Annotated in this window: 24 protein-coding genes; 7 read left to right on the top strand and 17 right to left on the bottom strand. The window is 68.3% G+C overall.

Annotation, left to right across the window (positions count from 1 at the left end; genetic code table 11):
- The first annotated feature begins 97 nt into the window (after nt 1-97).
- Nucleotides 98-1312, top strand: coding sequence for a proteasome-activating nucleotidase Pan1 (gene pan1, locus DU484_RS06955; protein ID WP_114605482.1), 1215 nt, complete (start codon nt 98-100; stop codon nt 1310-1312).
- A gap of 13 nt (nt 1313-1325) precedes the next feature.
- On the opposite strand, the gene DU484_RS20325 is transcribed toward pan1, so the two are convergent.
- A complete protein-coding gene (locus DU484_RS20325) occupies nt 1326-1448 on the bottom strand; it encodes a hypothetical protein (protein ID WP_262342882.1) in 123 nt (40 codons plus the stop codon).
- 165 nt (nt 1449-1613) lie between these two features.
- Here DU484_RS20325 and DU484_RS06950 point away from each other — a divergent pair, with 165 nt between their 5' ends.
- Nucleotides 1614-2042 (top strand): DUF5796 family protein, encoded by a 429-nt coding sequence (locus tag DU484_RS06950; protein WP_114585390.1) that lies wholly within the window; start codon nt 1614-1616, stop codon nt 2040-2042.
- On the opposite strand, the gene DU484_RS19955 is transcribed toward DU484_RS06950, so the two are convergent.
- Nucleotides 2043-2183 (bottom strand): DUF7128 family protein, encoded by a 141-nt coding sequence (locus DU484_RS19955; RefSeq protein ID WP_187347777.1) that lies wholly within the window; start codon nt 2181-2183, stop codon nt 2043-2045. It abuts the gene before it with no gap.
- A 48-nt stretch (nt 2184-2231) separates the two neighbouring features.
- Nucleotides 2232-3560 carry an adenylosuccinate synthase gene (locus DU484_RS06945; protein ID WP_114585389.1) on the bottom strand — a complete coding sequence of 443 codons (1329 nt, stop codon included), beginning with the start codon at nt 3558-3560 and terminating at the stop codon, nt 2232-2234.
- Between the two features lie 213 nt (nt 3561-3773).
- On the opposite strand from DU484_RS06945, the gene DU484_RS06940 reads away from it, so the two are divergent.
- Nucleotides 3774-4079, top strand: coding sequence for a hypothetical protein (locus DU484_RS06940; protein ID WP_114448036.1), 306 nt, complete (start codon nt 3774-3776; stop codon nt 4077-4079).
- Here DU484_RS06940 and DU484_RS06935 read toward each other — a convergent pair.
- The 4 genes from DU484_RS06935 to DU484_RS06920 form a co-directional block, all read right to left on the bottom strand.
- A complete protein-coding gene (locus DU484_RS06935) occupies nt 4076-6010 on the bottom strand; it encodes a DUF7527 domain-containing protein (protein ID WP_114605481.1) in 1935 nt (644 codons plus the stop codon). The genes DU484_RS06940 and DU484_RS06935 overlap by 4 nt on opposite strands.
- 83 nt (nt 6011-6093) lie before the next feature.
- Nucleotides 6094-6318 (bottom strand): CDGSH iron-sulfur domain-containing protein, encoded by a 225-nt coding sequence (locus tag DU484_RS06930; protein WP_114585387.1) that lies wholly within the window; start codon nt 6316-6318, stop codon nt 6094-6096.
- Between the two features lie 24 nt (nt 6319-6342).
- Nucleotides 6343-6573 carry a DUF7385 family protein gene (locus DU484_RS06925; RefSeq protein WP_114585386.1) on the bottom strand — a complete coding sequence of 77 codons (231 nt, stop codon included), beginning with the start codon at nt 6571-6573 and terminating at the stop codon, nt 6343-6345.
- A gap of 136 nt (nt 6574-6709) precedes the next feature.
- Nucleotides 6710-7561 carry a cytochrome c oxidase subunit 3 gene (locus DU484_RS06920; RefSeq protein WP_114585385.1) on the bottom strand — a complete coding sequence of 284 codons (852 nt, stop codon included), beginning with the start codon at nt 7559-7561 and terminating at the stop codon, nt 6710-6712.
- Nucleotides 7562-7658: 97 nt separating this feature from the next.
- Between DU484_RS06920 and DU484_RS06915 the strand changes: the two genes are divergently transcribed.
- The gene (locus tag DU484_RS06915) at nt 7659-9041 is read left to right on the top strand and encodes a hypothetical protein (RefSeq protein WP_222844886.1); all 1383 of its coding nucleotides are present in this window, start codon (nt 7659-7661) and stop codon (nt 9039-9041) included.
- A gap of 2 nt (nt 9042-9043) precedes the next feature.
- Entirely contained in the window at nt 9044-9307 is a 264-nt protein-coding gene (locus DU484_RS06910) for a DUF7410 domain-containing protein (protein WP_114585384.1), read from the top strand.
- On the opposite strand, the gene DU484_RS06905 is transcribed toward DU484_RS06910, so the two are convergent.
- Complete coding sequence (locus DU484_RS06905; RefSeq protein WP_114605480.1) at nt 9304-10377, bottom strand: phytoene/squalene synthase family protein; 1074 nt, start codon at nt 10375-10377, stop codon at nt 9304-9306. The two genes, DU484_RS06910 and DU484_RS06905, sit on opposite strands and share 4 nt — an antisense overlap.
- Before the next feature lie 114 nt (nt 10378-10491).
- Between DU484_RS06905 and DU484_RS06900 the strand changes: the two genes are divergently transcribed.
- Entirely contained in the window at nt 10492-11775 is a 1284-nt protein-coding gene (locus tag DU484_RS06900) for an LEA type 2 family protein (protein WP_114605479.1), read from the top strand.
- Nucleotides 11776-11792: 17 nt separating this feature from the next.
- Here DU484_RS06900 and DU484_RS06895 read toward each other — a convergent pair whose 3' ends face one another.
- The 3 genes from DU484_RS06895 to DU484_RS06885 all read right to left on the bottom strand — a co-directional run bounded on the left by DU484_RS06895 (nt 11793) and on the right by DU484_RS06885 (nt 14858).
- Nucleotides 11793-12824: a phosphate signaling complex PhoU family protein gene (locus tag DU484_RS06895; RefSeq protein WP_114585381.1), complete on the bottom strand. Its 1032-nt coding sequence runs from the start codon at nt 12822-12824 to the stop codon at nt 11793-11795.
- A gap of 80 nt (nt 12825-12904) precedes the next feature.
- Nucleotides 12905-13963 carry an ATP-NAD kinase family protein gene (locus DU484_RS06890; protein ID WP_114605478.1) on the bottom strand — a complete coding sequence of 353 codons (1059 nt, stop codon included), beginning with the start codon at nt 13961-13963 and terminating at the stop codon, nt 12905-12907.
- 211 nt (nt 13964-14174) lie between these two features.
- A complete protein-coding gene (locus DU484_RS06885) occupies nt 14175-14858 on the bottom strand; it encodes a competence/damage-inducible protein A (protein ID WP_114605477.1) in 684 nt (227 codons plus the stop codon).
- A 138-nt stretch (nt 14859-14996) separates the two neighbouring features.
- On the opposite strand from DU484_RS06885, the gene DU484_RS06880 reads away from it, so the two are divergent.
- Nucleotides 14997-15377 carry a DUF5684 domain-containing protein gene (locus DU484_RS06880; RefSeq protein ID WP_114605476.1) on the top strand — a complete coding sequence of 127 codons (381 nt, stop codon included), beginning with the start codon at nt 14997-14999 and terminating at the stop codon, nt 15375-15377.
- Between the two features lie 77 nt (nt 15378-15454).
- Here DU484_RS06880 and DU484_RS06875 read toward each other — a convergent pair whose 3' ends face one another.
- From DU484_RS06875 to pyk, 6 genes are all read right to left on the bottom strand, one after another.
- The gene (locus DU484_RS06875; RefSeq protein WP_114585377.1) at nt 15455-16243 is read right to left on the bottom strand and encodes a DUF5803 family protein; all 789 of its coding nucleotides are present in this window, start codon (nt 16241-16243) and stop codon (nt 15455-15457) included.
- A 3-nt stretch (nt 16244-16246) separates the two neighbouring features.
- Entirely contained in the window at nt 16247-16915 is a 669-nt protein-coding gene (locus DU484_RS06870; protein WP_114585376.1) for a DUF2110 family protein, read from the bottom strand.
- Nucleotides 16915-17439, bottom strand: a complete 525-nt coding sequence (locus tag DU484_RS06865; protein WP_114448050.1) for a transcription factor — start codon at nt 17437-17439, stop codon at nt 16915-16917. Before DU484_RS06865 ends, DU484_RS06870 begins: the two co-directional genes overlap by 1 nt.
- 48 nt (nt 17440-17487) lie before the next feature.
- Nucleotides 17488-18105 (bottom strand): NfeD family protein, encoded by a 618-nt coding sequence (locus tag DU484_RS06860; RefSeq protein WP_114585375.1) that lies wholly within the window; start codon nt 18103-18105, stop codon nt 17488-17490.
- 72 nt (nt 18106-18177) lie between these two features.
- Entirely contained in the window at nt 18178-18372 is a 195-nt protein-coding gene (locus tag DU484_RS06855; RefSeq protein WP_114585374.1) for a DUF7312 domain-containing protein, read from the bottom strand.
- 45 nt (nt 18373-18417) lie between these two features.
- Nucleotides 18418-20172 carry a pyruvate kinase gene (gene pyk, locus DU484_RS06850; RefSeq protein ID WP_114605475.1) on the bottom strand — a complete coding sequence of 585 codons (1755 nt, stop codon included), beginning with the start codon at nt 20170-20172 and terminating at the stop codon, nt 18418-18420.
- Nucleotides 20173-20189: the final 17 nt, after the last annotated feature.

The raw sequence follows: 20189 nt of genomic DNA, 5'->3' as shown, positions 1-20189 counted from the left end.
GAGTTTGATGCTCATTGGTTATATCTTGGGACGAGGAGTCACGGCGAACTCCGCACCCACCCGAAGTCTCTTATGAATCAGCGACTTAAAACGGCTAATGACCGATACTGTGGACGATGTCGACCTCCCGTACGACGACGAGGCGACGTCGCAGCAGGAGAAAATCGAAGCCCTCCGTGAGCGCCTCGACGTGCTGGAGGGACAGAACGAGGAGATGCGCGACAAGCTGCTGGACGCCAACGCCGAGAACAACAAGTACCAGCAGAAGCTCGAACGGCTGACCCACGAGAACAAGAAGCTCAAGCAGTCGCCGCTGTTCGTCGCGACGGTACAGGAGGTGAACGACGAGGGCGTCATCATCAAACAGCACGGCAACAATCAGGAGGCCCTCACCGAGGTCACCGAGGAGATGAAGTCGGAGCTCGAACCCGACGCGCGCGTCGCGGTGAACAACTCCCTCTCCATCGTCAAACGGCTCGACAAGGAGACGGACGTTCGCGCCCGCGTGATGCAGGTGGACCACAGCCCCGACGTGACCTACGCGGACATCGGCGGCCTCGAATCGCAGATGCAGGAGGTTCGCGAGACGGTCGAGATGCCGCTCGACCGCCCCGAAATGTTCCAGCAGGTCGGCATCGATCCGCCGTCGGGCGTCCTCCTCCACGGTCCGCCGGGGACGGGGAAGACGATGCTCGCCAAAGCGGTCGCCAACCAGACCGACGCCACCTTCATCAAGATGGCCGGCTCCGAACTCGTCCACAAGTTCATCGGGGAGGGCGCGAAACTCGTCCGCGACCTCTTCGAGGTGGCCCGCGAGAACGAACCCGCCGTCCTCTTCATCGACGAGATCGACGCCATCGCGTCGAAGCGGACGGACTCGAAGACGTCCGGCGACGCCGAGGTCCAGCGGACGATGATGCAACTCCTCTCGGAGATGGACGGCTTCGAGGAGCGCGGCGAAATCCGCATCATCGCGGCGACCAACCGCTTCGACATGCTCGATCCGGCCATCCTTCGCCCCGGCCGGTTCGACCGCCTCATCGAGGTGCCCAAGCCCGACGAGGCGGGCCGCGAGATCATCTTCCAGATCCACACCCGCAACATGAACGTCGCCGACGACGTGAACTTCGTGGAACTGGCCGAGATGGCCGACGACGCCTCCGGCGCCGACATCAAGGCCGTCTGCACCGAGGCCGGCATGTTCGCCATCCGCGACGACCGCACCGAGATCTACATGGACGACTTCGTGGCGGCGTGGGAGAAGATCAGCGCCGAGACGGCCGACGATAGCGTCTCGCGGGCGTTCGCGTAGTCGACGCGGTTTTTTACACGGCACCGAAGACGACGTACGGGCCGACAAAGAGCAGGACGAACAGCGCCGCGAGGGCGACGAGGTAGGCGATACCGGTGGCGGCGGCGGTGCGCCAGGCGGGACGTGAGACGGACACGAACGGAAGGACGGACGGCGTTATTATAACCGTATCCTTCTCGGTCGGGTGAGACGGTGGGTCGAGCGTCGTGACCGGTGGATCGCCGTGGCGATCCGGCGTCCCACCGGGAGGCAGCGGCTCCGTAGACGCGACGTTTTTGCCTCGGCGCACGAAACCGGCCGTATGAGCATCCGAAGCGACGTGGCACCCAGTACGCTCCCGGTCGAGCTGCTCGAGGAGGGCGTGCAGGTCGAGTATCTGGACGGGCGGACGACGCTGTACCGGGGCGTCCCGCAGAAGGCCGAGGGGACGCTCACGGCCGCACCGGGCAAGGAGGTTCACGTCCTCGTGACCGATCCCGAGGGGACCGAGGGCGTGATGCTGTACGTCAACGACCGCAAGACCCACGACGACATCCTGGAGTCGACCGGCGTGGGTCGGATCGTCCTCGACGGCGGCGAGGCGGAGGAAATCTTCCCGGGCGTTACCGTCGCCACGCCGGACGGGATGCGGTGTCGGATACAGGCCGACCTCGACGTGGCCCGCGGGCGGGTGTTCGTGTTCGTCGAGGACGACTGGGGCGAGGAGTCGTACGAACTGGTCGACGAATAGCTACTGCAGGTAGGAGGGGTCGGCGGTGTCGTCGTCGCACGTCTCCTCGTGCTGTTTCGCGTCCTCCCGCGCGTCGAACAACATCCCACAGACCTCACACTCGTACCACGTCATGCCGTCCCGTTCGGTCGTGGTCACCATGCGTGTACGTGGACGAGCGGAGGCTAAAACGGTTGCCCCGGTGACGGATCAGTCCCGATCGAACGGATCGACGAGTTCGATGGTCTCGGCGCGGTCCGGGCCGACGCCGACGGCGTAGACTGGCGCGCCGACTTCCCCGCTCAGGTAGTCGAGATACGTCCGCGCGCCGGCGGGCAGGGCGTCGTAGCCGTCGGCGGCGACGGCGGCCCAGTCGACTTCGGGCCACGGCTCGAACTCCTTCAGGATCGGCTCGCAGTCCGCCCAGCGCTCGGTCGTCGCGGGCATCGTCTCCAGTCGCTCGCCGTCGAGTTCGTAGGCGTCGCCGACCTGCACCTCGTCCAAGCCAGCCAACACGTCGAGGTGATTGACCGCGATGCCGGTGAACCCGCTGGCGCGTGCGGCGTGGCGGAGCATCGGCACGTCCAGCCAGCCGATGCGACGCGGTCGACCGGTGACGGTGCCGAACTCGCCGCCTTTCTCGCGGATGTAGTCCGCGAGGTCCTCGTCCTCGCCGTCGAGTTCGGTCGGGAGCGGACCGGTGCCGACCCGGGAGAGGTAGGCCTTCACGATGCCGACGACTTCGCCCTGTCCGATCACCGTCGGGCCGACGCCCGTCCCCGTCGAGGCGCCGCCGGCGGTGGGGTTCGAGGAGGTGACGTAGGGGTAGATGCCGTGGTCGATGTCGATGGAGGTGCCCTGCGCGCCCTCGAACAGCAGGTTCGAGCCGTCGTCGAGTTCGTTGCCGAGGAAGTCGCCCGCGTTGACGGTCATGTCCTCCGCGGCGAGGCGACGGCCGACGGCCGCGAACTCCTCGTGGAGCGCGTCCACGTCGAACTCCTCGCCGGTCTCCATCCCGAAGACGTCCTCGACCACCGAGCGCTTCTGCGGGACGACGTACTCCAGTCGGTCCCGGAGCACGTCGGGGTCGAGCAGGTCGCCGACGCGGATGCCGCGCCGGCCCACCTTGTCCTCGTAGGTCGGGCCGATGCCGCGGCCGGTGGTGCCGGCCTCGAGGTCGTCGTCGCTCTTTGCTTCCTCCTCGATGCCGTCGAGGACGCGGTGGTACGGCATGATGACGTGCGCACGGCGTGCGACGCGCACGTCGGGGTCGAGCCCCCGCTCGCGGAGCGCGTCGAGTTCGTCGAACAGCGTCCGCGGGTTGACCACACAGCCGTTGCCGAGGACACCAACCTTGTCCCGGATGGCGCCGCTCGGCACCAGGGAGAGTTTGTACTCCTCGCCGCCTTCGACGACGGTGTGGCCGGCGTTGTCCCCGCCCTGGTATCGGACCACGATGTCGGCGTTCCCACCCCACAGGTCGACGAGGGCGCCCTTGCCCTCGTCGCCGAGCTGGGACCCGACGATGGTGACAGTCATGTCCGGGCGAGGATTCCACGCCACTCGCTAAACCGATTACGATACGCTCACGACGCGGTGGCCGAACGAGTTCGGGACGAATCGGCCGACGGCACTCGTTCCGCCGCAACCCGAAGCGTTAACTACTCTCACTCCTGTGACCTAGATGTCCATTTTCGCACGCCGGGTCCCACAGCAACTTTTAAAACCCGCTACGACAAGTTAACAAGTGTCATGATAGACAGGCTCGAGAAAGAAGTCGATATGCTCGAACGCCATCTACAGGTGCTGAAGATGGTCATCGGCAACGAACCGATCGGCATCGTGAAGATGTCCAACGAGACGGGATACCCCCACCACAAGGTCCGGTACTCGCTCCGCGTCCTCGAGGAGGAGAACCTCATCGAACCGTCGAGTCAGGGGGCGATCACCACCGAGGACACCGCCGACTTCGTCGACGAACTCGACGAGAAGATCGACGCCATCGTCGAGAAACTCGATTCGATGAAGATCGAAGAGACGGCCGAGATCCAGAGCTAGAGTTCCGGTACGGTCAGGAAGAAGTCCTCGTCTCGCGCCTCGACCAGACAGAGGTGGAACCCGGATTTGCGCGACAGTTTGACGTAGCTCTTCCGTGAACTGCGGCTGAACAGCCCGCCCCGGGTGGCGTCGATTGCGACCTCCATCGCGTCGGCGTCGAAGAAACTCGTCGTCACGACGAAGGCCGCGGCGAACGCCTCGACCGCTTGACTCACCGACCGCGCACCGTCGACGAGCGACCGGATCGCCCCGGCGCGCGTCGGTTCCCGCGAGTCGTCGAACGCCGCCGCGAAGAGCGGATCGCCCATCTTGTCCCGAAACACGACGTCGAAGGTCACCGTCGTGGACTCCGCCCCGCTCTCGCCGTCCTCGACCGTCACGTCCACTTCCCCGTCGAGGTCGATGCGGTCGACGTTCTCGATGGCCTCGTACAGTTTCGACAGCTCCGCCCGCGTGTCTGTCTGCCGAATCTCGTAGACGACGGCGGTCAACAGCCACTCGGCGAACTGGTGTTCGGGGGTCGCCCGGAGGAACGCCTCGAACGGTCGGCCGTCGACGCTGACGCCCTCGCTCTCGAACTCGGTGTGGTACTCCAAGCGGAGGTTGTCGCGCAGCTCCGCCGCCGAAATCCGGCCCTCCGCGGCGCGTTCGACCGTCCCGTCTGCCTTGTCGGCGTAGCGAACGAACAGGTTCGTCCCCGAGAGCGCCTCGTCCGGGTCGAGCGTCCGGTCCGGCGGCGCCTCGGCGTCGTCGGCCGACTCGGCTTCGAGCCGTTCGACCGCCGCCTCCAGTTCGGCCACCCGCTCACGGAGGCGGTCGGCCTCCGCGCGGAGGTCGTCGCGCTCGCCCGCGATCCGATCCCGTTCGGTCTCCAGTTCCGCGATCCGCTCGCGCGCGGCGTCGAGTTCGCGGTGGAGCCGGTCACGGTCCCCGGACGTGGCCTCGGCTTCGGTCCCGCCGACCGCCTCGTCCGTCGCGTCGGCGTCCGTCGCCACGTCGTCGGACGACGAGTGGTCGGTCTCGGCCTCGGCGTCGTCCGTGTCGGCCGGCGACGCCGACTCGACCGTGTCGGCCTCGGTGTCGTCGACCCCCGAGAGTTCGCCGAGCGACTCGAAGTCGTCGCCCCCGGAGGGCGCGCCGTCGTCCACCGCCTCCGTCGCGCCGTCCCCGTCGGCCGCGTCGTCGGCGTCGGTCGTCGACTCCGATTTCGACGTGACCTCGTCGTCGGTGACGGTGGAGGCAGCGGCCGCGTCCCCCGACGCGGCCCCGCCGTCGGCGTCGGTCGCCGGCTCGGATTCCGTCGCGGCCTCGTCGTCGGCGTCCGGGGCGATCACGACGCCGGACTCGTCGGTGGAGTCGGACTCCGACTTCGATGCCGCCGCGCCCTCGGGTCGCTCCGGCAGGTCGACCACCTCGATATCGGCGTCGACGACGGAGTAGATACCCACCTCGTCGGCGGCGCGTTCGAACGCCTCGTCGCCGGAGAGCAGGCGGCGGTTGTTCCCGACGAACGCGACGGGGAGCGCGCGGCCGCCGTAGTAGACGACGTAGTAGTCCCCCGAGAGGACGTTCTCGGAGAGTTCGACGTAGCCGACGAACTTGCCCGACGAGAGGGTGTCGTCGAGTTCCGACAGCGGCGTGTCGTTCGAGTAGTACTGCCCCCGGACCTCGCCGCCGCGGGCCTGCATCGCGTAGAGCAGCGGCAGCGACAGGTCGGGAGCGGTGTAGGCCGTCAGCGAGGCGTCCTCGAAGTCCTCGACGACGCCGTCGAAAACGCCGACGAAGCGACCGTTGAGGACGAACGCCCACGTCGTGCCGTCGGAGACGGCGCCGGTGAACTCCCCGTCGGCCAACTCGTACAGGCCGCTGACGCCGTCCGCGACGGGACGGGTCCCCCACTCGGCCACCGCGTCGAGAATCTCGCCGTCCATTTGTGTAGGGATGGACGAAAGCGAGCCAAATAGTTTCCGGCACCCGGGATGGGTCGGCCACCCGAAGCCACTCGCCCGCGCCGTCAGGAATCCTCGAACGCTATCGAGATACGCCGGCGCTCCCCGTCGACGTACTTGTACCGCTCGTCGGGGTCCTCGTCCTCCGCCCGCTGGTGGGAGCCGTCACAGAAGGGGTAAGAGCCGCTCAGCCCGCACAGACAGATGGCCACGTCGCCTTTCTCGTCGTCGATGTCCTCGGGCGTGATGATCTTCGGCCCGGTCGCGGTGTGGGTGACTTCGCGCGCCATACCACGGGGTCGGGGTGCGGAGCCTTATGAGTGCTTGTGCGTGAACAGCAGCGGACTACCCTCGTACACGGTGACGCAGATGTCGAGCGGTTCGATCTGTTCGAGGCTCGTCTCCTCGTTCTTACACACCACGAGGTCGTCGAACGGGTTCTCACAGACCGGACACGCGACGGAGACGGTGTTCTGGTAGAGTTTGATCTCGTCGTTCTCCTCACGGGGCGTCAGCGACGACACGAGTTGGTCGAGGTCGTCCATGCTCACGAGTGTCGCGTGAGACCACATAAATCCACGGCGGCAGGGGGCCGACACATACGGATCGTTGTACCTGTGTACCGGTGGTTCGTCGGACCGTCCAGACGAACCACCGGATAATGACGTACAATAAACCGTATCAGGCGCCGAGCGCGCCGCCAGCGTACAGGATGACGACCAGGAAGATCCAGACCACGTCGACGAAGTGCCAGTACATCGAGACGGTGCTGACCGAGACGTGGCGCTCGGCGGAGTACTGACCCGCGAGCGCTCGGATGGTGACGATGGCGAGGAGCGCACCGCCGAGCGAGACGTGGAGGCCGTGGAGGCCGGTCAGGCCGTAGAAGGCCGAGCCGAACAGCCCGGAGGTGATCGTGAACTCGGTGTGGACGATGAACTCGTAGTACTCGTACACCTGTCCCCCGATGAAGACGACGCCGAGCAGGAGCGTCGCCAGTAGGCCGAGGACGAACTTTCGGCGGTCGTCCTTTCGGATGGCGACGTGTGCCCAGTGGAGCGTCAGGCTGGACGCCACCAGAATCACGGTGTTGATGATGACGAGCGATCCCGTCAGGTGCGGGAGTTCACCCGGCGGCCACGTCCCCGCGCGGATGAAGAAGTAGTACGTGAAGACGGCGCCGAAGGTGGCGAGTTCGGACCCGAGGAAGGCGATCATCCCCCAGCGGAGCGCGGACGCGCTCGTCTCGTTGGTGCCTCGCGACCAGAACTCGGCGACGAAGGCGTGATACAGCCAGCCGTACAGCCCGAGGAGGAAGGTCCCGACGCTCGCGGCGGCCCCGATCGGAGCGAGCATGGGGTTGATCGTCGATTCGTCGCCGCCCGCGACGATGTACAGGGCGGCCGCGAGATAGAGTCCTCCCGCGCCCAGCGCCGTGATGAACGGCCACCAACTCGCCTCGCCGAAGCCTCGCGGCCAGTCCTCGACGGCCGGGAGGTGATGTCCGTGATCGTCACCGTGATCCGTAGCCATATCCCCCCGTTGCGATTCAACTACCAAAAATCCTCCCAACCGCCGCGGCCAGTCGCTTCCGGAAGCTACTCGTCGGGGAGTCCCCAACCGGGGGACGATGGTCCCGGTCCCCCGAGCGACCCGCCTCACCCTCACGGCCACCGTCGGTCTGTCGACGTGGGTCGGCGTCGTCGCCGCCCACAGCGGAGGTCTCGCCGGCGCGACGCGCGATCCGCTCGCCGTCCCGACGTGGCTCTTCCTGCTCACCGGGGGCGGCGTCGTCGGCGTCTCCTTTCTGCTCGCCAGCTTCGTCACCGACCGCCGACTCGTCGCCGCCGTCCACGACTGGGGGTGGGCGCTGCCCGACCCCGGCCGCGCCCTCCGGGCGCTCGTCCGCGTCGCCGGCGTTTCCGTCCTCGCCCTGACGCTCCTCGTCGGCTTCCTCGACCGAGCCTCGGGAGTGAGAAACCTCGCCATCCTCGTCGTCTGGGTGGCGTGGTGGGGTGGCTACGTCGCCTCCACGTACCTCCTCGGCAACTCGTGGCCGGCGCTCAATCCCTTCCGAACCCTCGCCGAGGCGCTCCCGTCACTCGACCGCCCCTACCCCGACCGGATCGGGTCGTGGCCCAGCGTCGCCGGCCTCCTCCTCCTCGTGTGGATCGAAGTCGCGACGCCGCTCGCCGACGACCCGCGACTGCTCGCGTCGGTGCTCGTGACATACACCGTCGTCACCGTCGGCGGCGCCGTCGTCGTCGGCGCCGACACCTGGTTCGAACGCGCCGACCCGCTCGCCCGCGCGTTCCGCTACTACGGTCGGCTGGCACCCGTGGGCGTCGAGGACGGCCGCCTCCGCCTGCGGCTCCCCGGCGGCGCCCTCCCCGACACCGTCCTCGACGGCCGCGACGACGTGGCGTTCGTGGTCACGCTCCTCTTCGTCACGACGTACGACGGCTTCGTCGCGACCGGCCCGTGGGCGAGCGGCGCCCGCGCCGTCGTCGGTGCGGGCGTCCCGCCGGTCGTCGTCTACCTCGGCGCCTACCTCCTCGGCGCCGCGCTGTTTTACCTTGCGTACCGTGCGTCGGCCCGTCTCGGCCGGCGGCGCGCGGAGACGTATCTCTCCGCGACGTACCTCGCCCGGCGCTTCGCCCCCTCCTTGCTCCCCATCGCCGCCGGCTACCACCTCGCGCACAACCTCGCGTCGGTGCTCGTCCTCTCGCCGACGCTCGTCGCCGTCGCCGCGTCGCCGCTCGCGCCGCCGCCGTCGCCGCCCCAACTCGCCGGGTTGCCCGCGTGGTTCGGCGGCCTCGAACTCGCCTGCGTCCTCCTCGGCCACCTGCTCGCGGTGTGGGTGGCCCACGCCACCGCCTACGACCTCTTTCCCTCGCGCCTGCAGGCCGTGCGGAGCCAGTACGGCGTCACCGCCGTCATGGTCGGATACACCATGCTCAGCCTCTGGATCGTCGCCGAACCGTACGTCACACCGCCGTTCATCGCCACCTGATCATGACCGACTTCGACACCGACGTTCCCCCCGACGCGACACCCCACGTCTGTGAGCACTGTGGACGACCGTTCGCCCGCGAGCGGTATCTGGCGCTCCACCGCGGTCTCGACCACGCGGCGGCGCTGTCCGACGACGAACGGGCGGCGTACGAGACGGCTCACGACGCGGAGACCGACGACCTCCGCCGGTTCCGACTGCTCGCGCTCGCGGGGGTCGTCGCGCTCTACTTCGGGTTCCTGCTGACGTACGCGGTGGTGACCTAGTCCGCCTGCCCGCTCGCCCGGTGGTACGGCTGGCCGGCGATATCCTCCCGGAGGTCCGCGAGCGAGTCGGAGGGGGTTCCCGTCATCTCGGTGACGACGGCGAACACCTCCTGGCGCGAAATCTTGACCCCGGTCGCGGAGAGGGCGTCCTCGGGGCGTTCGAGCAGTTCGCGGAGCGTCCCGACCGCGAGCAGGAAGGGGATGGCCCACGCCGCGACGGTGTTGCCGTCCGTCGTGGGGACCGTCTCCAGGTAGGTCTGGGCGTCGTCGAGGAACGACCGCGCGTGGCGGGCGGTGCGCCGGACGACGGCCGCCGCGCCCGACGCGTGTTCCGGCGCGAGCACTTCGTCCTGTGGAACGTCCTCGGCGGCCAGCCACTCCGCCGGCAGGTAGACGTTGTCCTCCTCGGTGTAGTCGTCGTAAACGTCCTTGGCGACGTTGACCAGCTGGAGCAGGAGGCCGAACTCCTCGGCGGTGTCGTAGAGCCGGGCGCGGCGCCCCTCGCTCAGGTCGCCCCGCGCCAGCAGGTTGGTGACCAGGTTGCCGACGGTGCCGGCGGCGTAGTAACAGTACTCCTCCAGTTCCTCGCGGGACTGGATGCGGAGGCCGCCCTCGTCGGCGTAGCGCTCGACGAACATCGCCATCCCCTGGACGAGTTCGCGAGCCGGCGGCGTGACCGCCTCCCGGACGTCCTCGGGGAGCGCCTCGAACGTCCGGACGATCCGTGGCGTGCTGGCGACGACGTTCCAGTCCTCGGATCGCCCCTCCGGCTCGGGGAGCCACTCGTCGACCGACGCCCGGAAGTCCTCGGCCCCGGTCTCGTCGGCCGGATCGAGCACCCGGTCGTACTCGCGGAGGAGGCGGGCCTGTTCGGTCGGCGGAACGTGGTCCGCGTCCTCGATAGTATCAGGAACGCGACAGAGGAGGTAGCCGATACAGATGTACGACGCCATCGGTTCGTCGAGCACGTCGACGGTCAACGCGAACGTTCGGGAGACGCCCTGCACCGCCTCGTGACACCATTCGAGGTCGGCCCGGTCACCGGGAGGTCTAGCTGCGTGTCGAGACATTCGGAGCGATTGCGGGTTACGACCGAGGGGTTAAAAAGTCTCGTGGGCGATTTCGAGCGAAGTGACCGGCACGAAGCCACAAGCCGTATGTCTCCGGGCGTCCGTCCGAACCGTATGCTCTCTTGGCTTCGCCGGATCGTATCGACGACTAGACGAGTAGTGACGTTGGCCGTCGTCGCCGTCCTTCTCCTCGCGGGCGTCGCCGTCTTCTTTCTCAGTCAACCGTCCGTCGCCGGCGTCGACAACCGGTTCGGCGCCGTCAACGAGACGACGACCACGATAGAGAGCGACCTGCGGGTTCGGAATCCGAACCCCATCGGCGCCACCCTGGGCGGCCTCACCGTCGACTACGCCATCGACATGAACGGCATCCGGATGGCGACGGGCACCAAGGGCGGCCTCTCCCTCCCACAGGGGCAGTCGTCGGTACCGATGACGACCCGCCTCGCGAACGAACGCATCCCCACGTGGTGGGTGAGTCACGTCCGCAACGACGAGCGGACGACCCTCGCGGTCAACGCCGACGTCCACTCCTCGACGCTCGGCGCCTCCTTCGGCGCCCCGCAGGTGACCCGGGACATCGAGACGGACATCATCTCCGCGTTCAACTCCACCGAGGACCGCCCCGTCGGGTCGTCGCCGACCGGCGGTCCCCTCCTCGTCATCAGGGAGACCAGCGCCCAGTGGGGCGAGGTGAGCGCCGCGGAGACGAACATCGACATGCGTTTCGTCGTCTACAACCCCAACTCGTACGCCATCCCCGTCTCCGAACTCAGCTACCGGGCGACGATGAACGACATCGAGATGGGGAACGGGACGACGGAAGACCAGGGCGTCATCCCGCCGGGGGAGACCCGAACCATCCGGGCGACGACGACCCTGAACAACGACAACATCGACGAGTGGTGGGTGAGCCACCTGCAGAACGATCAGGTGACGGATCTCCGCATCGACTTCTCGGCGCGATTCGAACTCCCGACCGAAACCGTCGACGTGCCGCTCGATCCGTTGACCTACACCCGGACCATCGAGACGGACATCTTCGACAACAAGGCCGAGGAATCGGACGCCGCGGACGGGACGGCCACGCCGACGCCGTCGGGCACGTCGACGCCGACCCCCACGCCGAGCGACGACGACGGCCTCCTCGGCGGCGGCGATGGCACCGCCACACCGACCCCTACGCCGGAGCCGACGTCCACGTCCGACGACGGCACCGCGACGCCGACCCCCACGCCGAGCGACGACGACGGCCTCCTCGACGACGGCGACGGGACGCCGACGGCGACGGCGACGCCCACCCCGACGCCCACGGCGACGCCGACCGACGACGACGACGGCGGCCTGCTCTCGGTCGGGATACCGGGATCGGCGACCCTGGACGCGGCGGTTCGATAGCGGTCGAAAAGAGGGGATTACTCGATGGTGACGTGCTCGGACTCCTCGTTGAGCGCGAGGTTCGCCGCGATTTCGGCGTTTCGCATCGCGTACTGCGCGGTCTGCTGGAGGCTGACGAGCACCTCGCGGGTCCGAAGGAGTTCGACTTTCGGCATGTCCGGCAGGCTCCGGATCAGTTCCATCTCCCGGTCGGTGATCTCCTCGTACATCCGCCCGACGGCGATGGCCTTGTCGTAGTCGCGTTCGACGACGGCCTCGACGGCGGTGGCGGTGATTTCGTCGACCTGGTCGGTGAACTCGCGGATGCGGCGCATCGTCGATCCGTCCACGTCGAGGGTGTTGTTCTTGGCGTCCAGGGCGATGTTCCCGATGTCCTCGGCGTTGTCGGCGGTGAGTTCGAGGTTCTTCGCGACCGACCGGTAGCCGATCAGCGGGAACCCGGATTCGAGACCGACCGCCCGCGCGAGGTTCGGGTTCTGGTAGGCCATGAAGATCAGACGCAAGAGGAGGACGAATATCTTGTTCGCCTGTCGCTCGCGGTTCAGCGCCCGTTCGGCCAGGTCGGCGTTGCCGTGGGCGAGCGCCTTGATCGACTCGCCACGCATCGTACTCCCCGTGTTCTCGAGGCGTTCGAGGAGGTTGTCGAGGGTGAAGTCCTCGGGGTCGACCGAACACCGGATGGCGATTCGCTCCGGCGTCTCCTCGATGACGCCGAGCCCCATCAACTGCGTCTCCGCGCGGTAGACGGCGTTGATGTGCTCGCTGTCGAGGGCCCCCTCCGATTTCTCGATGTGGATGACCCGCCGTCCGAGGACGTACTGCGCGACGATGGCGCGTTCGAGCGCCCGGGAGTCGAGGTTGTCGGCGTGGATGGTCGCCGTCGACCCCTCCGTGCTCGCCGACTCGGGGAGGACGGTGAGCGTCCCCTTGCCCCCCATCCGGAGCGACACCTCGTCCCCCTTCTCGACGTTGTGTTCTTTGGCCCACTCCGCCGGGAGCGTCATCGCCAGCGTCGAAGGGCCCAAGCGTTGCACTTTCCGTGTTTCCATACCACACCTATCTGTTCCAGCGACCTTAATCTTGACTATGCATCATTATACCTCATGATAGATATTGATGTGTGGCGGTTTTACCGAACTTCGAGCAGGCGGGATTCGAAACGCCCGACTCGGACGCGAGTCCACCCCCGCAACTCGGCGTCGAGGTCCGGGTCGTCGGTGTCGACTCGGAGCGCCCCGATGTCGTCGAGTTTCGACCGCGAGGCGACCACCTCGACCTCGCATCGCCGGATCACGTCCGGCGAGAGCTGGGGGTTGCCACGCCCGAAGATGAACCCCTGCCCGCCGATGGGCGAGACGACGATCACGTTTCGGTCGCCGAGGACGTCGAGGATTTCGGCCTCGCTCGCGTCGCGGGCGAGCACCTCACCGTCGCGCCAGACGTCGACGCCGAGGGGCGAGCCCGCAAAGCCCAGCGCCTCCTTGACCGCCCCGACCGTACTGCCGGGGCCGAGGACGTAGGTCACGCCGGGTTCGACCTCCTCGGCGACCCCCTCGGCCACCGCCTCGACGTTCCCGCTGCCCGTCTGCTTCGAGGACTGGAGGTCCTCCCCGACCGGCACCCACGCCACCGCCCGGAGTTCCGGGTTCACCGATCCCTCGCGATACTCGTCCTCGTCGATGTCCATCACCTCGCGGCGCTCGGTCCGCTCGAAGGAAGCGAGTACGTCCGCGGCGTCCTCGGGCGAGACGGCGAACACGGAGGAGTATACCTTCACCCCGCCCGGAACCCCGAGCATCGGCACCTCGGTTCCCTCCAGAGCCTCGGCCACGTCCGCGGCCGTCCCGTCGCCGCCGACGAAACAGACGAGGTCGGCGTCGGCGTCGAGGAAGGCCGCGACGGCGGCGCGGGTGTCGGCCGCCGTCGTCTCCGACCCCTCGGGGTATCCCAGCACCTCGGGGTCGAGTCCCACGTCGCGGGCGATGTCGGCACCCATCGGTTCGCCCCACGTCAACAGCGTCACGTCGGGGACCGTCTCGGCGATGGCCGCGAGGGCACGGCGGGCGCGGTCCGGTGACCGGGGCGTGGCCCCGCGGGCGCGCGCCTCCTCGACCTTGTCGTCCGTGCCTTTCAGGCCGACTCGTCCACCCATGCCGGCGATGGGGTTGACCACGAACCCGAGTCGCATGCTCATCCCTACGGTAGCGCGGGGAAAAGCCTCGCGGGTCGGGCGTCAGCGGCGCGCGATGAGCAGTCTTAAGCGAGTCCCGTCGCTACCCCCGCTCATGATCCCGCTTCAGTCCGGGGAACCCCTCCCCATCGCGGAAACCGGCGCGGCCGTGTTGCTGCTCAGCCTCCTCGTCACCGCCCTCTGGCTGCTGTATCTGTACCGCTGACGCTCACTCCTCGACTCGCTCGCGGAGCCACGCGGCCGCCGCGGCCGCCGTCTCCGCGTCCGTCGCCATCACCTTCAGCCGCACATCGTCGCCCGGATAGCTCCCGACGGTCACGTCGAACTCCTCGCGGACGGCCGCGATGCGGTCGAGCAGCGCGCTCTCCGGTTCGCTCGTCCGCACCATCTCGACGTGGGTCGGCTCCCCCTCGAACTCCGCGGCCACCGTCTCGAACATCGCCTTCATCTCCGCCGGAACGCCCGGCATGACGTAGACGCCCTCGAGGGCGGCCCCCGGCGCGACCCCCTCCGGATTGGGGAGGAGCCGCGCCCCCGCGGGGAGGTGGGTCGTCCCCTCCGTCAGGTCCGCGACGGCGTAGTCGCCGTGCTCCGCGATCCACGCTTCGGCGTCCTCGTTGGGGACTACCTCGCGTCCGAACGCCGCGGCGACGCCGTCCATCGTCACGTCGTCGTGGGTCGGTCCCACGCCGCCGGTGACGAGCACCGCGTCGTACTCCGCGCGGTACTCGTTGACGACGCGGGCGATGTCGGCGATCCGGTCCGGAACCGTCGTGATCCGCTCGACCGACACGCCGCGCTCGTCGAGGCGGTCACACAGCCACGAGGCGTTCGTGTCGACCGTATCCCCGGACAGCAGTTCGTCGCCGACGGTGACGACCGCGACTCGCATGGGGTGTCGTAGGCGGCGGGGCGTGAAAAGGGTCGTGACGGAGACGGGGGCGAGTGGACGCGGGAATCGGTCGCCGTGCCGGGCACGGTGAGCGTGTCGAACCGGTATGTTCTTTTGATCGCGTTCGACACGGCCGGTATGGTCCCGTCAGTGATGTCGATCCCCCTCCAAGGTAGCGACGCGGCTGGTGGTCTCGTCCTCGTGATTCAGGTGCTCTTCGTCCTGATCCAACTCGCGGGCATGTGGCAGGTGTTCGAGAAGGCCAATCACGCCGGCTGGAAGGCTATCGTGCCGATATACAACCTGTACGTCATGCTCAAAATCGGCGAGAACGCCTGGTGGTGGCTGCTGGTGCTGATCGTCCCAATCGTGAACTTCTACGCGCTGTACCGGATTCACGCCGGCGTCGCTCGCGCCTTCGGCAAAGGTATCGGCTTCGGACTCGGGCTCGCCTTCCTCGGCGTCGTCTTCTTCCCGCTCGTGGGCTTCGGGAACTACCGATACGTCGGGCCGACGTAACGCCACCCCCGACGCGGGCGAATCGACACTCGATCCGAACGACCGCAGAGCGGTTCGTGCCGGCCGACCGGGTCGTTTCAACCCATCCCCGGCGGCGGATCGTCGCGGAACTCGTCGTCCTCGGTATCCACGTCGAGGCCGAGTTCCTCCCGCTGCCGGCGGAGTTCGTCGATCCGGCGTTTGTAGTAGAAGAGGCCGACTGCGCCGACGACGGCGAGAACCGCCGCCGCGCCGCCGAAGATGTAGAGGTCACGCTGGAGGTAGAACTGGACCGAGACGGCGTCCGTCTCGACGCTCGCCCAGCGGATGATCCGCCGGTCGCCGTCGGTTTCGACCTCGTAGCCGCCGGGCGTGACCTTTCCGAACGGGAACACCTCGACCCGGCGGTTCGGCGGCAACACGACCGCGTAGGAGCCGTTGACGAACGTCGGGAGGCTGAATCGCTTGGGCGTGCTGTCGGAGGTGAAGGCGAGTTTGCCACTCTCGGCGCCCGAGGGGAGCGTGATCGACACGCGCGATCGCGAGCGGTCGACGGCGCCGCCGCGCGCCTGCAGTTCCGTGCCCGTGATGACCGTCCCGTTGGGGTAGCGGTAGCGGACCGCCGAGATGGGTATCGCATTCCGCCCGCCGAAGCCGTCGCGACGGAACAGTTCGACCGACGACCGGTTCAGTCGGTACACCGCCTGAAAGCGGGCGTTCTCCGTGAGCGTGATGTGGGCATTCACGTCGCTGTCCCAGACGTACGGGGCGGGTGGCTCCTCGTCGAGTCGGTCGTCGGAGATCGAGTTCGACCCGAAGAACCCGGCACAGCCGGACGTGAGGGCGAGGACGACGAGCGCGAGGGGAAGCAGGTGCCGGCGGTTCATCACTCAGGGAATGACACATTTGAGCTCCGCGGGCAAGTATTCGCCGACGCTAGCGAGCAGCCCCGGCGGATCGGTGCCCTCCGCGCAGACGACGCTCTGTTCGAGCAAGCCGAGACGCTCGACGGTCACCACGTCGCGGGCGTGCCCCGCGCGGTTCAGCGTCGCCCGCACCTCGCCCCGCGTGGCGCTGTTGACGTTCAGGCGGCCGTTGTCGCTCCGCGTCCACTCGAAGAGCCGGTCGCGCTCAACGTCAGCCAGCCGCGGCGGGTCGCCGGCGACAAAGCGGAGCGGCACGTGCTGGACGAGGCCGAACCGATCCCGGATCTGGGACGGGGTGCCGGGGCCGAGTCCCAACTCGTCGGCCGGAATCCGAACCCGCTCGCCGGCGTCGAGGACGAAGCCGTCCTCGTCCCACGATTCGAGCGTGCCGACGTAGACCTCGCCGTCCTCGAACCCCGTGCCGACCGTGCCCCACTCCTCGCCGAGAGCGTTGCGGGCGACCACCGCGTCGTCGCCGGTGATCGTCACCGAGACGAAGTCGTCGTGGCGGACGCCGACCTCCCACTCCACGTCGAGGTCACCGACGACGTTGTCCACGAGGGAGTGCATCCCGTCGAGTGCCCGCTCCCGCGCCGACCCCTCGACGTAACATTTGGTTGCGAGAACGACCATCAGCGGGTGACGTCCACGTTGAGTTCGTTCCGAAGCTCCTCGATGCGGCGTTCGGTCGCCTCGACGAGATCGTCGTTCTCCATGGGTTCGAGCGGGGCGCCCGTCTCCGGACACTGGAAGTCGAACTCCATCGCCTCACTGAACTCGAAGCGGATGCCCGCGGGCTCCGAGAGGTAGAACTCGTGGGTCCGTTCGTACTCCAGTCGCTCCTCCAAGGCGTCGAGCAGGCGGTACATCTCCTCCTCCAGGTTCTCCGGGATGTTCTCGTACTCGAACGTCCAGAGGTAGGTGAGCCACCCGGAGTCCTCGTCGCGGACGCGGCGGTAGCTCGCGAGGTCGTTCTCGTAGAGGATGAAGAGGGCACGGCGCACGTCGTTCAGTTCGAGCCCCAACTCCTCGGCGAGTTCCTCGTCCGTCACCTCCCCGTCCGGCGGCGCGGCGGCGACCGGCATCCCCGTCGGTCCGACGAGCTCGTGGAGGTACTTCTGGATCACCGGATCGCTCAGCAGCTCCTCAAAAGCCATTGTGGTCCGTTCGGAGCGGCCGCGATTTAAACGCCACGGTGCCGGCCGCTACGCTCGCTCCGGTTCGCCGTCGGCGTCGGCCGTCTCGGCGTCCTCGTCGGCGTCGGCGTCGGCGTCCGCCTCCATCGCCGCCCGCCCCCGCGCCAGTTCCGCGTCGATGTCGTCCTCCACGTCTTCCAAGGACGTGACGGTGAGGACGTTGCCGCCGCCGGGGTCGACCACCAGCACTTCGGTGCCCTCCGGAATCGTGCCGTCGATGGAGCGGGCGGCGTAGTTGGGGTTGAAGCCGCCGCGGTCGAGTTTGACGCTTCCCGACTGCGGGGTGACGCGTTCGGTCACCCGGCCGGTGCGGCCACGGAGCGACGCCGAGTCGCTCGTCTGTCCGGCTCCCGAGTCGCCGTAGAAGTCGAACCGGCGGTAGCCGGCGAGCGCGAGGCTCCCGAAGACGAGGACGAGGACGGCGAGGACGAGCGGCCCGGCGAGCGGCCCGAGGAGGAAGCCGACGATGCCCGCGGCGAGCAACGCTACCCCGAGGACCGCGAAGTGGGCGCCGGGCGCCATCGCCTCCGCGATGGAGAGCCCGAGCCCCGCCACGATCAACAGGAGGGGAAGCGTCTCCGGGCCGAGTTCGAACCCCGCCTGGAGGACGCCCATGGGAACGACCATACGCCGAGGTTTGGGCCGGAGGCGTTTATACTGTCGGCTGGGGCGACGTGTGGCGTGGCGAAGGCGGCCACCTCACAGACTGCCGAACGCGGCGTAGAAGATCAGCGCCGAGAGCGCCACGCCGAGGAGGACGAAGACGACGTTCTCCGCCTCCGGCGTCTCGGGGTCGATGGTCTCCGGTTCGGGGGCATCCTCGCCGACTTCGTCGACGGCGAACCGCCACGGCGACTCGTCGTCGTCGCGTTCGTCGTCGGACAGCGCACTCATAGGCGCCGGTAGGAGGTAGCGACGGAAAGGGGTACCGGCCGCCCGCTATCGCTGGTGTTCGCGCGGGGTCACGTCGCCCTCGTAGACGATCCCACGGTCGGCGTGGAGCGTCACCGTCGCGCCGTCGGCCACGTCGTCCGGGAGGGGCGCGCCGCTGATCATGGGGACGCCGCGCTCGCGGGCGACCATCGCCGCGTAACTCGTCATCCCCGGCCGGGCGTCGACGATGCCGCCGATCCGACCGGTGTCGCCCGCGAACTCCCCGTCGAACGTCGCCGGGAGGACGACGATGGCTCCATCCGGAGCGTCCGAGAGGTCGCCGTCCGGACACCGGAAGACGGGGCCGGCGACCCGGCCGCGGGCGACGCTCCGCCCCGTCGCGACCGTCTCCGAGGCGACGTGGACTTTCAGCATGTTCGTCGTGTTCGTCCCCTCCAGTTCGGTCATCATCCCCGAGAGCACGACGACGGTGTCGCCGCTCTCGACGGCGCCGGCCTCGATGGCGGTGTCGACCGCCGCGTCGATCATCCCCTCGATGTCCTCGCGGTAGGCGGCGTACTGGGGGTCGACGCCCCACGAGAGCGCGAGTTGGCGGCGCACCCGGTCTCGGGGCGTCGTCGCCACCACCGGCACGCCGGGGCGGAACTTCGCCGTCGTCCGTGCCGTGTAGCCCGACTCCGAGACGGCGACGATGGCCGCGGCGCCGAGGTCGCGGGCGAGAAAGCGGGCCGCTCGCGCCAGCGCCTCCGTCTGGGAGCCCTCCGCCGCCGGCGGCACCCGCCCCTCTCGCGTCTCGGCGTACTCGTCGCTGCGCTCCACCTCGCGGACGATACGGTCCATCGTCTCGACGACGCGCACGGGGTGGTCGCCGATGGCCGTCTCGCCCGAGAGCATCACTGCGTCCGTACCGTCGAGGACCGCGTTCGCCACGTCCGACGCTTCGGCCCGCGTCGGCCGCCGCGAGTGGACCATCGAGTCCAGCATCTCCGTCGCCGTGATGACCGGGACGCCCGCGTCCTGAGCGCTGTGGATGATTCGCTTTTGCACCATCGGCACGTGTTCCAGCGGGCACTCCACGCCGAGGTCGCCGCGCGCGACCATCACGCCGTAGGACGCCTCGACGATTTCGTCGATGTTGTCGACCGCGCCCGCGCGTTCGATCTTCGAGACGACCGGGATGTCGCCGCCCGCGTTCTCGATGGCGTCGGTCACCTCGTAGACGTCGTCGGCGTCGCGGACGAAACTCGCCGCGACGAAGTCGGCGTCGCCCTCCACGGCCACCTCGATGTCCCGGCGGTCGCGGTCGGTCACCACGTCGAGGTCCAGGTCGACGCCGGGGATGTTCACGCCCTTGCGACTCCCCAACTCGCCGCCGGAGACGACGCGGGCGGTCACGACGTCGCCGTCGACCGCCTCGACCCGCGTCTCGATACGACCGTCGTCGAGGAGGACGGTGTCGCCGGGTTCCACGGTCGAAATCGCGTAGGAGAGGCCGACATCCTCCGGCGTCGCCGTATCGCCCTCGACGAACCGGACGGTCGCGTCCGTCGGCAGATCGATGGGGTCGTCGATCTCCGCGGTCCGGACCTCGGGGCCCTGAAGGTCGAGCATCGAGGAGAGCGGATCGTCGACCGCGGCGTCGACCGCGTGGATGCGGTCGATCACCTCCGCGCGGTCCGCGTGCGTCCCGTGACTCGCGTTCAGCCTGGCCACGGCCATCCCGGCGTCCGCGAGTTCGCGGATCGTTCCCCGGTCGTCGGAGGCGGGGCCCAACGTACAGACGATCTTTGCCCGTCGCATACCGCCCCTTCGCCGGG

It is taken from the genome of Haloplanus rubicundus (assembly GCF_003342675.1).
Lineage (GTDB): Archaea > Halobacteriota > Halobacteria > Halobacteriales > Haloferacaceae > Haloplanus > Haloplanus rubicundus.
The sequence above is the reverse complement of the archived record's forward strand: the minus strand, read 5'-3'. Positions and strand labels throughout refer to the sequence as shown.